15 protein-coding genes are annotated in these 15,403 nt (G+C 45.2%); 11 read left to right on the top strand and 4 right to left on the bottom strand.

All coding sequences use genetic code 11. The features are described 5' to 3' along the window. The first annotated feature begins 25 nt into the window (after positions 1 to 25). Together AC6R16_RS11615 and AC6R16_RS11620 are read left to right on the top strand one after the other, a co-directional pair. Entirely contained in the window at positions 26 to 445 is a 420-nt protein-coding gene (locus tag AC6R16_RS11615; protein ID WP_500674448.1) for a PACE efflux transporter, read from the top strand. Between the two features lie 66 nt (positions 446 to 511). Then, positions 512 to 1,291, top strand: coding sequence for a substrate-binding periplasmic protein (locus AC6R16_RS11620; RefSeq protein ID WP_500640798.1), 780 nt, complete (start codon positions 512 to 514; stop codon positions 1,289 to 1,291). Here AC6R16_RS11620 and AC6R16_RS11625 read toward each other — a convergent pair. Beyond that, positions 1,284 to 1,517, bottom strand: a complete 234-nt coding sequence (locus tag AC6R16_RS11625; protein ID WP_004744307.1) for a TIGR02647 family protein — start codon at positions 1,515 to 1,517, stop codon at positions 1,284 to 1,286. The genes AC6R16_RS11620 and AC6R16_RS11625 overlap by 8 nt on opposite strands. Positions 1,518 to 2,018: 501 nt before the next feature. On the opposite strand from AC6R16_RS11625, the gene focA reads away from it, so the two are divergent. Continuing rightward, a complete protein-coding gene (focA, locus tag AC6R16_RS11630; RefSeq protein ID WP_239855281.1) occupies positions 2,019 to 2,864 on the top strand; it encodes a formate transporter FocA in 846 nt (281 codons plus the stop codon). A 43-nt stretch (positions 2,865 to 2,907) separates the two neighbouring features. Here the strand turns inward: focA and AC6R16_RS11635 are convergent, their stop codons facing one another. Together AC6R16_RS11635 and AC6R16_RS11640 are read right to left on the bottom strand one after the other, a co-directional pair. Next, on the bottom strand, positions 2,908 to 3,048 hold the full coding sequence (locus tag AC6R16_RS11635) for a hypothetical protein (protein WP_239855279.1): 141 nt from the start codon (positions 3,046 to 3,048) through the stop codon (positions 2,908 to 2,910). 216 nt (positions 3,049 to 3,264) lie between these two features. Then, positions 3,265 to 4,059 (bottom strand): ABC transporter permease, encoded by a 795-nt coding sequence (locus AC6R16_RS11640; RefSeq protein WP_500674449.1) that lies wholly within the window; start codon positions 4,057 to 4,059, stop codon positions 3,265 to 3,267. Between the two features lie 441 nt (positions 4,060 to 4,500). Here AC6R16_RS11640 and torE point away from each other — a divergent pair, with 441 nt between their 5' ends. Genes torE through torA form a run of 3 tightly spaced genes read left to right on the top strand, consistent with a single transcriptional unit; the run spans position 4,501 to position 8,402 of the window. Beyond that, entirely contained in the window at positions 4,501 to 4,680 is a 180-nt protein-coding gene (gene torE, locus AC6R16_RS11645) for a trimethylamine N-oxide reductase system protein TorE (RefSeq protein WP_004744302.1), read from the top strand. 50 nt (positions 4,681 to 4,730) lie between these two features. Then, on the top strand, positions 4,731 to 5,915 hold the full coding sequence (gene torC, locus AC6R16_RS11650) for a pentaheme c-type cytochrome TorC (protein WP_272786751.1): 1,185 nt from the start codon (positions 4,731 to 4,733) through the stop codon (positions 5,913 to 5,915). 24 nt (positions 5,916 to 5,939) lie between these two features. Next, a complete protein-coding gene (gene torA, locus AC6R16_RS11655; RefSeq protein WP_500674450.1) occupies positions 5,940 to 8,402 on the top strand; it encodes a trimethylamine-N-oxide reductase TorA in 2,463 nt (820 codons plus the stop codon). Positions 8,403 to 8,465: 63 nt separating this feature from the next. Here the strand turns inward: torA and AC6R16_RS11660 are convergent, their stop codons facing one another. Beyond that, positions 8,466 to 9,209 (bottom strand): substrate-binding periplasmic protein, encoded by a 744-nt coding sequence (locus tag AC6R16_RS11660; RefSeq protein WP_500674451.1) that lies wholly within the window; start codon positions 9,207 to 9,209, stop codon positions 8,466 to 8,468. A 358-nt stretch (positions 9,210 to 9,567) separates the two neighbouring features. Between AC6R16_RS11660 and AC6R16_RS11665 the strand changes: the two genes are divergently transcribed. The 5 genes from AC6R16_RS11665 to ruvA all read left to right on the top strand — a co-directional run bounded on the left by AC6R16_RS11665 (position 9,568) and on the right by ruvA (position 15,399). Then, positions 9,568 to 10,539 (top strand): porin, encoded by a 972-nt coding sequence (locus tag AC6R16_RS11665; RefSeq protein WP_500674452.1) that lies wholly within the window; start codon positions 9,568 to 9,570, stop codon positions 10,537 to 10,539. 258 nt (positions 10,540 to 10,797) lie between these two features. Further along, the gene (locus tag AC6R16_RS11670) at positions 10,798 to 12,537 is read left to right on the top strand and encodes a glycoside hydrolase family 36 protein (RefSeq protein ID WP_500674453.1); all 1,740 of its coding nucleotides are present in this window, start codon (positions 10,798 to 10,800) and stop codon (positions 12,535 to 12,537) included. 54 nt (positions 12,538 to 12,591) lie between these two features. Next, positions 12,592 to 13,113: a crossover junction endodeoxyribonuclease RuvC gene (gene ruvC, locus AC6R16_RS11675; RefSeq protein ID WP_500674454.1), complete on the top strand. Its 522-nt coding sequence runs from the start codon at positions 12,592 to 12,594 to the stop codon at positions 13,111 to 13,113. A 138-nt stretch (positions 13,114 to 13,251) separates the two neighbouring features. Continuing rightward, complete coding sequence (locus AC6R16_RS11680) at positions 13,252 to 14,703, top strand: methyl-accepting chemotaxis protein (protein ID WP_500640793.1); 1,452 nt, start codon at positions 13,252 to 13,254, stop codon at positions 14,701 to 14,703. Between the two features lie 78 nt (positions 14,704 to 14,781). Next, the gene (gene ruvA, locus AC6R16_RS11685) at positions 14,782 to 15,399 is read left to right on the top strand and encodes a Holliday junction branch migration protein RuvA (RefSeq protein ID WP_500674455.1); all 618 of its coding nucleotides are present in this window, start codon (positions 14,782 to 14,784) and stop codon (positions 15,397 to 15,399) included. Positions 15,400 to 15,403 lie beyond the last annotated feature (4 nt).

Raw genomic sequence — 15,403 nt, forward strand, 5'->3', positions numbered from 1 at the left:
TTTGTGATTAAAGAGAGAAAATATTATGCAAACTAAAGAACGTATCTTCCACGCACTGTTTTTTGAGCTGATTGCTTTAGCACTCATTATTCCAATGGCGTCTGTGTTTTCAGGCAAAGGGGCGAGTGAGTTGGTAGTGGTTGGCGTCGGGTTGAGTTTGTTTACGGTAGTGTGGAACTATTTTTATAACATTGGCTTTGACCGTCTATGCCAAACACCTAGAGCAGAGCGATCACTATCAACCCGTATTTGGCATACGGTCGGTTTTGAGGGCGGGTTAATTTTTATTACCTTACCGACGATAGCTTGGTTCTTAAATATCACTTACTTCCAAGCACTTATGCTAGAAGCGGGATTTCTCGTGTTCTTTTTCTTTTACGCGACCGGTTTCAACTGGCTCTACGATCGTCTTCAACCATACAAATGGTGCTTTGAACGCGCCTAGATAAATAAACCACTGTGCCTATTATTAACTATGTAGGTGGTGTCTGCCTGCAAGTTAGAGGTGAGCATGAAGTGGTTGTTAGCGGTAGTACTCATTATCAGCGTATTTCCTAGTGGGGCGACTCAGCGAGTGTATATGACTTCGCTCGAGTGGCCCCCATATTCAGGAGAAGAACTCGAAGGGTATGGTTTATCTGTTTCCGTCGCGCGCGAAGCGTTTGCAGCAATGGGCTACGAGCTTATTATCGAATTTAAACCTTGGGTACGTGCTGTTGCGCTTGCCAGCAAAAGCGATAAGTATGTTGGTTACTTTCCAGAATATTACTTTAAAACAGACGAGTTTGTTTTCTCAGACTCTATTGGCAGCGGGCCGTTGGGGCTGGTTGAGAACATCAAGTTTCCGATTGAGTGGAGCTCTTTGGAAGATCTAACCTTATATCGGATTGGTGTCGTCCAAGGATATGTGAATACGGCTGAGTTTGACTTGCTAGTTGAAGAAGGAATGATTCAGGTGGAAGCGTCAGCTAACGATATTCGCAATATTTATAAAGTGGCTAAAGGTCGCCTCGATGCTGCAGTCATCGATTCAAATGTACTCGATTATCTCATTGGCATTGATCCTAGAGCGGATATGCTAGGTAATCGGGTTAAAATGAACAGCCGCTTGCTTGAGAGCAAAGAGCTGTATTTGGCATTCAAAAACACGCCAGAGGGACACAACTGGCGCGATGTATTTAATGAGGGGTTAAAGAAAATTGATCTTTCCTCTATTGTCGAGAGATACAACCGTTACCTCTCGACAATCAAAGGCATCAATTCTCCTATTGTGCCTTATCGCGCTAACTAGAAAGGACTCTTAGTGCTTTATCAGCGTGTTCCGCCATTTCGATACCTTCATCAGTCAGATACCCACCGTCAGGTAAAGTACATAACCCTTTTTCGTAAAGGCGTTGAACTGCCGCCTGCATCTCTTCAGTCGCTTCATGATGAACCTTAATACCCGTCGCAGCGCTGCTGATGTCAAACTGTAGTAATAGGTTTAGTTCAGACATATGTTCAGGCGTAAATTTCATATTTGAATCCTTTTCGAAAGTACTGATTTCAACTTAATCATGAAGTTACAAATCGGCAATGTTACGAGTTGAGAAGTGTTAGCTAAGCCTTACTTTCGCTACAGGAATCGCTAGGATTGATTAGGAGTTGTCCAATCGCATTGTGAATAGATCAGAATCAAAGATTCTTGTCTGTTTTTGTTGGTTAGTAGCACGTGGAGTATGTCGTAATGCCGATAATGAATAATAATAGCGATTAATATGAAAAATAAGACTAAAGTCGTATGAGATCAAAAAATGGACGTTGAATGGCTTATTAACTTATTGATATAAATAAATTGTTTGTTCATTTCTGAAAACTAATTTAGAGATTTTTAGTCGTTGATTTTTAGAGTTTGGTGGGAGTTTTCTTTGAACTAATAACATTTTGCTATGTAAGGTTAATTAACGCTTGAATTTGGATAAAAATCGAGTAATTATCCGCCTCCATTAATCCACTTGTTGCAAAATGTTTCACCCATGATGAACTTAAACCACCAGTTTGATTCTCTACTTCCACCGCAAATGGCTGAGCGTGCTGCTGAAATCGGCGTAGGCAAAGCAACCAAAGATCCGGTTAAATCCTTTCTTTTAGCTATCTCAGCAGGCATCCACATTGGTATCGCTTTCGTCTTCTATACGATTGTAACCACGGGTGCCGGCGATTTACCTTGGGGAATTACTCGCCTACTTGGTGGGTTAGCTTTTAGTTTAGGGCTGATTCTAGTGGTCGTGACAGGCGGAGAATTGTTTACTAGCTCGGTGCTAACTTTAGTCGCGCGCGCAAGTGGCAAAATCTCTTGGAAGATGCTGTTTAAGCACTGGGCAGTCGTGTACGCCGGTAACTTAGTTGGAGCCTTATTGTTGGTCATCTGTATGCTTCTGACTAAGCAATACATGTTCGATCATGGCCAAGTGGGTTTGAATGCAATGGCGATCTCTCAGCACAAACTACATCACACCTTCCTTTCTGCGGTTGCGCTTGGCGTCATGTGTAATGTTCTAGTATGTATCGCGGTGTGGATGACTTTCAGTGGCCGTACGCTAACTGACAAAATCGCGGTGATGATCCTGCCAGTTGCCATGTTTGTTTCCGCAGGCTTTGAACACTGTATCGCTAACATGTTCCAAGTGCCTATGGCTATTGGGATCAAGAATTTTGCCCCAGCGGAATTCTGGCAGATGACAGGTGCAAACATTGCCGATTACGCCGACCTAAATATGATCGACTTTATTACCAATAACCTAATCCCAGTGACACTTGGCAATATCATCGGTGGTGGTGTCTTCGTTGGCATGTGGTACTGGCTCATCTACCTACGCGACTAGGTCATTCTTTATTTATTTGAAGGCTCACTAGACGTGGGCCTTTTTAATGCCAGCTATCCACTTCAGCACTAAAAATCTCTTCTATCGCGACTATCTGCTCTGGTTCGTCGATCAGCCAATCTTGGGCGTTGCTCAGTTCTATCTCTGCAACATCCGCACAATGAGTCTTGGTTAGGTTTAGCATAACGCCCTCCTTAGGTTAGCTAGTTTGAACCTAGACGCTTTGAATGACAGTTTTATTACGCTATTCGAATTAAATTATATGCGTATGAATGCAAAGAAAATTTTTATCGAGATTTTACTTGAACTCTGGCTAGACCAGTTGTTTCCTAGGTATCACCACGGTTATCCACAGAATCTGTGGATAAGATCTTGTGGGTGGCGGATCGACGCTTAAAGATCATTCGTTTGCTTTGATCTTAACCAGCACTCTTCCTTCGCTATTAATGCATTTCGTGATTGTCAGTTGTAAAGAGAGCATGACAGAGAGAGACATCATCACCAGAATAGCCACCATAATCAGAATCTGATATTTGATAGCGACTAGTGGGCTTGCTCCGCCTAAAATTTGTCCCGTCATCATGCCTGGTAAGGTAACTAATCCCGTTGTGCTCATTGTGGCTAGAGTCGGGGCGAGTGAACGTCGCATTGCATCCTGCACAAAAGGTAGCGTGGCATATTTAGGAGAGGCTCCGAGTGAGATAGCGGCCTCGTATTCACTTTTTCTCTCATCTAAAGCGGTAAATACGTTCTGCAGTGCGACGATATTGCCACTCATAGAGTTGCCCAGCAGCATCCCGGCCAGCGGGATTATATATTGAGCGCTGTATAGAGGCTGTGGCTGAATCACAAGCACTGAGATAATCGTAAGCATAGGGAATAGCCCTGCGATTAAGGCGATTGTGACTGGCAGCAACAGGGCTTTCTTGGGCAATCTAGCTTTACCGACAATAGCGCTGGCACCGATCAATGTCATTAACAACAGCCAAAGTGCATTGATGGCTAAGCTATTCAATTGAAAAAGGAATTGCAGATAGAAACCGACCATCAGCAATTGCAGTGTCATTCGAGCGACACTTGCAATGATTTCGTTGCCGATCTTGAGTTTGTAGTGTTGGCTTATTAGCAGCGGTATAACGAGTAGACTAAAAAACAGTGCCAATACTGACCAAGAAATATCTACCACACTATCCATATATCCCCCCTCACGAACACCGCATATTGTACGCGAATTTGTTGTTCAGTCACCCCATCTCGAAGGCCGAGCATGACTGACTAAATTGCTTCAAGTTGTAACAAATTGGTTACATTTGAACTAGAATTACCACGTAATATGTGTGCCTCTAAAGTGGTAGATGTTTCCTTTTGTCATTGAAATGTTGCGTAAGGTGGTTGATTTTTACCGGCTTGTTTCTGTTAATAATTAATCATATTTAGTGGCAAATTTATATATAAAAACACGATCAAACACATCTCTGGATGAGCTCAAAAAAGTGTTGAATAACAAGGCTCGAAAGGGCGGATTTGATTGAACCCTACGATTAGTATGGTCTAACATTTCTTCTTAGAGATAGAAAAATAATTGGCTCGATGACAAGAGCTAACCAAAAACACTAGATACAAAATAGGCAAATGTATGAGTGATGTTAACAAAATCGAGAGTGGTGAAAAACGCTCTCTGGAGTGGAAGTCATTCCTCTTCATCGCGGTTGTTCTCTTCCCAGTTTTAAGTGTGGCATTCGTAGGTGGCTACGGATTCCTAGTATGGATGCTTCAAGTATTCGTAATGGGACCACCTGGCGCCCATGGCATGTAAGCCATTGAGCTCAATTCCACATTTTTATAAAAATTTTAAGAGAGCAAACCATGAAATCATTGATTGTTAAACTGTGGCGCACCATGACGCGCCCAGCGGTTCATATCAGCCTAGGTGTGCTGACGATGGGCGGCTTTATCGCGGGTGTTATCTTCTGGGGTGGTTTCAACACTGCACTAGAAGCAACAAATACTGAAGAGTTCTGTATCAGCTGTCACACCATGCGTGACAATGTATACGTTGAGCTACAAGAAACCGTTCACTGGAAAAACCACTCTGGTGTGCGCGCGACTTGTCCTGACTGTCACGTTCCTCATAACTGGACAGACAAAATTGCACGTAAGATGCAGGCTTCTAAAGAAGTATTCGCACAAGTATTTGGTAACTATGATGAACCAGGTGTGTTTGAAGAGCGTCGTATCGAGCTTGCTAAACATGAATGGGATCGTTTCTCAGCAAACAAATCCCTAGAGTGTAAAAACTGTCACAACTATGAATCGATGGACTTCGAGCAAATGTCTCCAACGGCTCGTATCCAGATGAAGCAAGCGGCAGAAAAAGATCAGAGCTGTGTTGACTGTCACAAAGGTATTGCCCACAAACTGCCTGCTGGTATGGATAGTATTGGTGGTATCGTTGGCGATCTAGAATCCCTAGCTTCTAACACTAGCTATGCGGCAGGCCAAACACTAGTGAGCGTGCGTCACCTACCTATTTACTTTGACGCTGAAGGTCAAAAAGAAGCCGGTCTTCTAAATCCAGCTTCTTCAGTAAAAGTACTGGAAGAGAAAGGCGAATTTGTTTCAATCGAAATTGACGGCTGGCGCAAAGCAAAAGGCTTTGGTCGTGTAATCCAAGAAGACTTTGGTAAAAACATTGCTGTTGCGTCTCTTCTTAAAGAAGCATCAACAGACGATAGCATTGTGACGACTGGCGAGAAGAAAGTGGATGAGCTGACAGGTCTTCCATGGGAGAAAGTGGCAGCAACAGTATGGCTGAAGAAAGAGTCAATGTTGAACGACATCACTCCAGTTTGGGAAAAATCGAAAGAAGCGTATAAGACAAACTGTTCTGTATGTCACACCCAACCAGATGAAGCGCACTTCGATGCGAACACTTGGCCAGGTATGTTCGACGGTATGCTTGCGTTCGTTAACCTAGATACAGATAGTGAAGCACTGATCTTGAAGTACCTACAGAAGCACTCTTCAGATTATGCTGAAGGCCACCACTAATAAGCGTCAGACGGAGTATTTGAAATGGCTATTACACGAAGAAGTTTTCTAAAAGGTGTAGCGACAACGAGCGCAGCATCAGTCATCGGTCCAAGCTTATTAGCATCTGCTTCTGCAAGCGCTGCGGAAACGACAGGGACTTGGAAGGTAACTGGTTCACACTGGGGCGCATTCCGCGCCCACATCTACGCGGGTAAAGTTCAAGAAATCAAACCGCTAGAAACAGATAAAAACCCAACAGAGATGCTGAACGGCATCAAAGGTATTATCTACAGCCCATCACGTGTACGTTACCCTATGGTGCGTCTAGATTGGCTGAAGAAACATAAATACAGCGCAGAGACACGTGGTGACAACCGTTTCATCCGTGTTACTTGGGATGAAGCATTAGATCTGTTCTACCGTGAACTAGAGCGTGTGCAAAAAGACTACGGTCCTTGGGCACTGCATGCAGGTCAAACGGGTTGGAACCAAACTGGTGCTTTCAACAACTGTACTGCGCACATGCAGCGCGCGGTTGGTATGCACGGTAACTTCATCACTAAAGTAGGTGACTACTCGACAGGTGCTGGTCAAACGATTCTGCCATATGTACTTGGTTCAACAGAAGTATACGCACAAGGTACTTCTTGGTCTGAAATTCTAGAAAATGCAGACAACATCATTCTTTGGGCAAATGACCCAGTGAAGAACCTGCAAGTAGGTTGGAACTGTGAAACTCACGAGTCATTTGACTACTTAGCTCAACTAAAAGAGAAAGTAGCAAAAGGCGAGATCAACGTCCTTTCTGTTGACCCAGTGAAGAACAAGACTCAGCGTTACCTAGAGAATGACCATCTGTACATTAACCCAATGACAGACGTTGCCTTCATGCTGGCTGTTGCACACGTTCTTTACAACGAAGACCTTTACGACAAGAAGTTTATCGACACTTACTGTCTAGGTTTTGATGAGTTCATTCAGTACGTTCAGGGCGAAACCAAAGATAAAGTGGTGAAAACACCTGAATGGGCTGCGGAAATCTGTGGCGTGAAAGCGGACAAGATTCGTGAGTTTGCACGTATGCTTGTAAGCGGCCGTACTCAGATCCTAATGGGCTGGTGTATCCAACGCCAAGAGCATGGTGAACAGCCATACTGGGCAGGTGCTGTGGTCGCTGCAATGGTTGGTCAAATTGGTCTACCTGGCGGTGGTATTTCTTACGGTCACCACTACTCAAGTATCGGTGTTCCTTCAACGGGCTTTGCAGGTCCTGGTGGTTTCCCTCGTAACCTAGATACGGGCATGAAGCCTAAATGGGACAACAATGACTTTAACGGTTATAGCCGCACTATTCCTGTAGCGCGCTGGATCGACTGTCTATTGGAACCGGGTAAAGAGATCCGTTACAACGGTGGTAAAGTTAAACTGCCTGACTTTAAGATGATGGTTATCTCAGGTAACAACCCTTGGCACCACCACCAAGATCGTAACCGCATGAAGAAAGCATTCAAGAAACTTCAAACGGTTGTGACTGTTGAGTTTGCTTGGACTGCAACGTGTCGTTTCTCAGACATCGTACTGCCTGCTTGTACTCAGTGGGAACGTAACGACATCGACGTATACGGTTCGTACTCAAGCAAAGGTTTGATCGCGATGCATCGCCTTGTGGATCCATTGTTCCAATCTAAGCCAGACTTCCAGATCATGAGTGAGTTAACTCAACGCTTTGGTCGTCGTGACGAGTACACTCGTGGTATGAGCGAGATGGAATGGATCGAAAGCCTGTATAACGATTGTAAGAAAGCCAACGAAGGCAAGTTTGAGATGCCTGAATTTGCTGAGTTCTGGGAGAAAAGCGTACTAGACTTCGGTCAAGGCAAACCTTGGGTACGTCATGCTGACTTCCGTAAAGACCCAGAAATCAACGCTCTAGGCACGCCGTCGGGCTTCATCGAGATCACTTCTCGTAAGATCGGCCGTTACGGTTACGAACACTGTCAAGAGCACCCAATGTGGTTCGAGAAATCAGAGCGTTCGCATGGTGGTCCAGGTTCAGACAAACACCCGTACTGGCTACAATCTTGTCACCCGGATAAGCGTCTGCACTCTCAGATGTGTGAATCTGAAGAGTTCCGCGCAACGTACGCAGTACAAGGTCGTGAACCTGTATACATCAACCCTGTGGATGCGAAAGCGAAGGGCATCAAAGATGGTGACCTAGTGCGCGTCTTCAATGACCGTGGTCAGCTTCTAGCAGGTGCAGTGGTGACTGACAGCTACCCTCGCGGTGTTATCCGTATCGAGGAAGGTGCATGGTATGGTCCTCTAAACGAGAAAGAGGGCGCAATCTGTACTTACGGCGATCCAAACACGCTAACTCAAGACATCGGTTCTTCAGAGCTAGCACAGGCGACATCGGCAAACACGTGTATCGTGAACTTCGAGAAGTTCACTGGTAAAGTTCCGCCAGTGACGTCGTTCGGTGGCCCTATCGAAGTGGCATAATCGACACTAGAACTAAAAATACCAGCCAAGCGGCTGGTATTTTTTTGCCTATTGAAATGAGCTTCAATTTTCTGAGAGGCCATACTTAATTTTAAGTGCTTCAAGCTTCTGTTTACCATGATTTTTGAAGTAAGCATTGAGCGCCGCGACGATCTGTTGTGCTTGAGGGTGGCTTTTTCTCACGGCTGCATAGAGTGGGGTCGTATCGAGATAGACTGGACTGAAACTCAGTTTCGAAGCATCTACTCTCATTTCTTTAATCGTCCAGCGACCAACGGCTTCGTCGGTGACTAAGACATCTGCTCTATCCGTCAGGATAAGGCGAATACTATTGGGTAAATGAATAGAGCTAACTGGAATTAGTTCTTGGTAATCTACAAGCTTTGCTCCGTAAGCATAGTTATCGATCATCGCAACGCGAATTCCCGCCAAGCTATGGAGAGAGGAAAACTCGAAATTAGCTTCTTGGCGTGAAACGACCGCCATTCTGTTGTGCATGTACATATCAGTAAAAATGTAATCCCTAGATCTCTGATCAGTTTTCCAGATCGCGATGATTACATCATTTTTACCATTGATAGTTTCTTTAAGAACTCGTGTCCAAGGTTTAACCGAGTAATCCACTTCAAAGCCAGCAGAAATCAATCCTTCAGTCACTAAGTCATGAGCAATACCACTGCCGAGGGCAGAGTTCATTACATAAGGAGGCCATAAGTCTTGTGCGACTTTCAATGGCGCTGCGAAGGAGAGGCTACACCAAAGCCAACAGATAAGAAGGATGAGTTTGCTCGATTTGTCTCTTTTCACCTGATATGTCCAAGTAACATCTCACCCTTAAGTTTAGGCATAGAAAGCTAAAAATGTGTGCCTGTATGCACCTATAGCGCAAATTTTTCGTTTAGGTTTTGAACTTTATACATGACCTCTTTTCGCACAACTACGCTTGTCGACTTATTGCCTGAATACTCAGTAACGCCTTATTTTAATTGGCCTCTACTGCTGCAACTTAGGTGGATTTAGCTTTTTTATTTACCCTTAATCACAATCGCAGAGCGGCTTTTTTATTGATTCATTTGTGAATCATTACTAGCGCCAATAGTTTTTGTTTGCAGAGCGTGCAGATGGCATTTGACGCTCATAAATAAAAATCTATAGGAACAAAGAAATGAAAAAGACAGCACTAGCAGTAGCACTATCTCTTGTAGCCGGTTCAGCAGTTGCGGCAGAAGCACTTTCAGGTGACCAGTTCACTGTGTCAGGTGAGTTCGCTATTGGTGGCTACTACCAAGAAGACCGTAAAGAAAACGGTGCGGTAAACAACATTGAACAGCAGAAAGAGGAAGAACTCTACAATGGTGGCGTAACGGGTTTTGATATTTTCGCTGACTACGAAAACGGCAACATTGTTGGTAAGTTTGGTGGTGAGTTTGACATTGAAGACGACTACGGTACGTCTGATTCAACGTTCACTATCACTGATACTTGGGTTGGCTACAAAACGGGTGCTGGTGTAGCGTCTATTGGTTACGCAAACGACACAGCGCTAGATGCAGTCGACGGTGCAGCGGACAAAACTATCGAGTTCCTATGGTCTCCATCTGATGCGTCTGACGCACGTCAAGTTGTAAAATTTGAAGGCGACAAAGAAGGCGTTAAATACGGTATCTCTTACTACGGTGACCGTAACTATGAAGGTAACGATCGTCAAGGTGGTTACAATGGTTACCTAGGTTACGAAAACGAAACGTTTATGGTTAACCTTGGTTATGAAGATAACGATGAAAAAGAGGGTTCAACTGATAAGCTGTACCTAATCAACGGTTCGGTAAACCTAGGTGCAGTAGGTATTGGCGCTACGTTTGCTGAAGAAGAGTTTGCTGACGGTAAGAAAGTTAAGCTGTACAACACGTCAGTTGGCTACACGCTTGACGCTCTATACCTAGCGGCTGGCTACGTGTCTGTTGAAGATACGCGCGAAGCGGTTAACTTCGGTGGCTCTTACGCGTTCACTTCTAACTTTACTGCGCTGGTTGATATTGCATACCACGTGTCTGATGAAGGTTACAATTCAGTAACTGGTGTAGGCCTTGAGAAAGGTGACATTGAGTCATTCCTAAAACTGGCTTACGCATTCTAAGATTCTCTTCACCTCTACGTTTGTAGCCCACTTCGGTGGGCTTTTATAAGCAGGACGCTTAACGCATAATCCACTGCCTTTTCGCCCTCCGGAGTTGGAGGGTTTTTTCGTTTTTCACTTAATGAGAAAAATTGGGTTGTCTCGCCTCCAAGGATGATAGAAACGTGATCGCCGTTACGTTATGCGTTGATGACCAAATAGACATCGAATTATACCAATGCTCTAATTGAGAAAAATAACGACAAAGCAGAGCGTGATATGTCGCAACACCTGCACCTAGCCCAAGAGCGAATCCTTACTATTCCCAACAGCGATCTTAGTGCTGAAGCTATCGATAATCAGGTAACCTTTACTTATCGGGGTTTATCCAATGATCCCGTCGATGATCAGTTTCTACTTTTTCAGACAGATTTTGATTTTGAACGTCGCGCCACCTTGCTAGGTGATGGTTTTCAAATGCTGGCTCAAACCACTGGTACTTACGAAGATCCAGTTGATATTGGTCGCTGCCCAGACAATAGCTCTAGCTATCGACTCTACGCTTCTAAAGCTCCTAAACGTTATTACAATTACCTAGCGGTAGAAGACTCGTTAGGCTATGCACTGTTTGGCTTTACCTCTTGTCATCGTTTTGCCGGGTATTTCACTGTGAGCGATGAGGATGGCCGAGTTAAGATCAATGCTTACATAGATGGGGAACAAACCTCACCTCAAGATTGGTCAACGAATCGTTTAGAATCCGTTGTGGTTTTAAGAGGAGAGTCTTTATCTGAGCTATATCTACAATACAGTCGTTTGATAAAGGAGCAGCATCCGATCCGCAAAGGCGTGACACAAGATTCGCCTCTAGGATGGTGCTCATGGTATGCCTACTACGCTGAAGTGACTGAGCAAAATATACACGCCAATGTTGAACAAATGCGCGAGCATCTGAAGCCGTTTGACTACGTCCTGCTTGATGATGGATACCAAGCATTTATGGGAGACTGGTTAACGCCATCGGACAAATTCCCTTCTGGTATCAAATCTGTCCTCAGAGAAATCTGCTCAAATGGTAAAAAGCCTGCTATTTGGCTTGCGCCTTTTATTGCCCAACCTGAGTCTGAGATTTTCCGCAATCATCCCGATTGGTTTGTTCGTCATGAAGATGGAAGATTGCTCAAAGCCGAAGATGTCACTTATGCAGGTTGGCGCTGTACACCATGGTACATTCTTGATACCACTAATCTACAAGTCCAAGAACACCTAACGCGTGTCGTCCGTACCATGCGTGAAGAGTGGGGCGTCGAAATGTTTAAGCTTGACGCTAACTACTGGGGAACGTTGAAAGGGGTTCGTAGTCAGTCCGGCGTCACAGGTGTCGAAGCCTATCGTTTAGGCATGCAAGCCATTATTGAAGGGGCGGGGGATGCATTACTACTTGGATGCAATGCGCCAATGTGGCCATCGTTGGGGCTGGTGGATGCTATGCGAGTGTCTGATGACGTAGAACGCTGCGCGACAAGGTTTGAACAAATAGCAAAAGAGACGTTTTACCGCAGTTGGCAGCATCGAAAACTTTGGCAAATCGATCCAGACTGCGCGACGTTTGTCTCTTTAGCCAATCAGGCAACCGAGAGGAAGTATTACGAGTTCCATCGAGATGCGCTGTTGGCGAGTGGTGGCTTGTTACTTTCTGGTGATCCGCTACCGGAACTCACGCCATTCGCTAAAAAAACGCTGGCTAAACTGACCATTCGACATAGGCATAATCAGGAGGCCGCAAGATTCACGGCGTTGAATCTTCATCATGCTTTTCTTCAACTGACTGAGAGAAATGACCTCCACTGTTTGTTCAATTATCAAAGTACCGCCAGAGAAGTCACGTTAACTGCCAATTTCCCTGTCTATTGGTACGATTACTGGACAGGGGAAAAACTGGTTCATGAACCGACCCAAGTATTAGAAGTAGGATTAGAATCGGGATTGTCTAGCCGAGCGATAATTACCTCGCTATAGCGTCTTAGCTAGATTAAGATGTCGAGCTAGATTAACGCGATAATAAAGAAAACAATGTCAATCATACTTGGTATTGACCCGGGTTCTCGTATCACAGGCTATGGTGTGATTCGTCAAACGGGTCGCCATCTACAATATCTTGGTAGCGGCTGTATTCGTACCTCCGAAAAAGAGCTACCCGGTCGCCTTAAGCAAATCTACGCGGGTATATCAGAGATCATTACTCAGTTTCAACCTGACGTATTTGCTATAGAGCAGGTCTTTATGGCACGAAATGCAGACTCTGCGCTCAAACTTGGTCAAGCTCGCGGCAGCGCAATTGTAGCCGCGGTGAATGCTGATTTGCCGGTTTACGAGTATGCAGCGCGTCTGATTAAGCAAGCCGTGGTTGGTACAGGTGCGGCGGATAAAGAGCAAGTGCAGCATATGGTTCAACATATGCTTAAACTCCCATCTAAGCCTCAAGCTGACGCGGCCGATGCCCTTGGTGTCGCGATCTGTCACGCCAACACCAACAAAACCTTGGTTGCTTTAGCTGGCAAAGCGACCAGCGCGAGACGTGGACGTTACCGTTAACCATTCCACACTATTTACTTCCTATTGGTGCAAAACTGAGACATATAAAACAGATCTGATTACTGGGTTTGTTATAAAAATGTTGCATTAATATAGTGGTCAGAGGTCTAACAAGATATCAATCAAGGAAGATTGAACATGAACCCTGTCAACGTATGGCGGCAACTCTGTATGCCCGCTCAACCTCAATGGACGAAAAATCAACAACGTCAGGCGGATACCCTCTCTCTATTTACTTTCATCGCCTTTCTCGTCGGCGTGTATAGCCTGCTTAAATGGTCTAAGCACGGACATGAAAGCTTAATCATGACATCAGTACTGTTGATTGGCTTTGAACTGGCGGCAGCGGCTTGCTTAAAACTGTTGAAGAACCCTATTGTTGCGCTCAACCTCGGTTTTATTGGTATGTCGGTGCATGCCCTTAATATCATTTACCAAAGCGGCGGTGTTGTAGAGTCAACCCAAACTTACTGGGTTCCCTTACTTGTGGTGGCGTTCTTCTTATCTGGTACGCGAATGGTAGCCATCAGTTGGAGTGTGACGGTTATCTTGTGTTCCGCCATCATGACCTTTATGCATGTCTCTGGTAACTCGTTTCCGGTATTAGAGTTATCTGAATCTGCGCAACGCGTTGAAATCTGGTCCGGGACGGTATTGCCGTTAGTGGTTATCTGTATTGCTCAGGCGTTCACCGCCAAGCAAAGAGATAAAGCGATTGAAATCGCAGAGCGAGCAAAAAGTGATAGTGAAGCGATTGCTGAGAAGGCAACACTTGGCGAACAGAATCTTTCTCATGTTCTAGAGCAAGCCAATCAAAACTCAATACAGCTGAAAGATGTGTCGCAAACACTGGAATCTCAGTCGTTGACGCTAGATGATCAGGTCTCGAACCTGAACATCAATTGTGAATCTCAGGCCAGTGCGGCAGAGCAGATGAGTCAGCAAGTTCATCAGCTTGCCGAAGGAATTGAAGGTTCAACCCGTTTTGTTGATGAACTTAGAGAGCGCAGTGACGCGGTTCACCAGCAAGCGGAGACCAGTTCGCAGTTGCTTGAAGACTCTACCTCAGCCATCAGCCAAATTATTGGTAGCCATGAAGAGATCATGAAAGTGGCCGATTTGATCACCTCTGTCGCTGAACAAACTAACCTACTGGCGCTCAATGCTGCGATCGAAGCGGCGAGGGCAGGGGAGCAAGGTCGTGGCTTCGCTGTAGTGGCCGAGCAAGTGCGTGACCTCTCTGCCAAAAGTAGCCAGTCGGCGATAGAGATTAGAAACTTGCTCGATCGCAGCGAGCAGGAAGTCAAACACGGACAGGATGTCGTCAATTCAAGTGCGGTGAAAATGAAGTCTATGATTGCCGAAGTATCTGCCATCTCACAAGACGTCAACGGACTGGCCAATATCATGTCCAATCAAATGATGGCCCTGAAAGAGCTCGACCAAGCGAGCAGTGAAGTGGCGAATGGTGTGGTTGAAACGAAAACAATTTCCGAGAACGTAGCGCAAAATGGTGCGCAATTGACCTCGCAGGTGGATGCGGTAAGAACCTTAACTTCGCAACTTGATCAAGTTGTCTCAAAAATCTAGCTCTAAATCATAAAGGACTGGATGTCTATCCAGTTCTTTATTATCCTGTCGCAAATTCATTTCCAAAGAGTAACTACCGTGATTGGACGTCTGCGCGGCATTCTTATCGAGAAACAACCTCCTGAACTACTGATTGAAGTTAATGGCATTGGCTACGAAGTGCAAATGCCGATGAGCTGCTTCTATGAGCTACCGAGTATCGGTGAAGAAGCGATCATCTATACTCATTTTGTTGTCCGAGAAGATGCCCAGTTACTGTATGGTTTCAATACCGTTAAAGAGCGAGCGTTGTTCCGTGAAGTGATTAAGGCCAATGGCGTCGGTCCTAAGCTCGGTCTAGCGATTCTTTCGGGTATGACAGCGAGTCAATTTGTCGCCAGTGTTGAGCGTGAAGATGTTTCGACACTAGTTAAACTGCCAGGTGTGGGTAAGAAAACAGCAGAGCGCCTTGTGGTCGAAATGAAGGACAGGCTAAAACGTTGGAGCGCGGGTGACCTATTTACTCCGTTTACTGATGCTGCTCCTGTAGACTCAGCGCCGCAACCCGCTCAGTCAAATGCAGAGGAAGAAGCGATCAGTGCGCTACTTGCATTAGGCTATAAGCCGACTCAGGCATCTAAAGTGGTTTCACAGGTGAAGACGGACGAGATGAGCAGTGAGCAGCTTATTCGTGAAGCGCTGAAGTCGATGGTATAGAAAA

This window comes from Vibrio sp. R10-SG3-ISO10 (assembly GCF_059834185.1).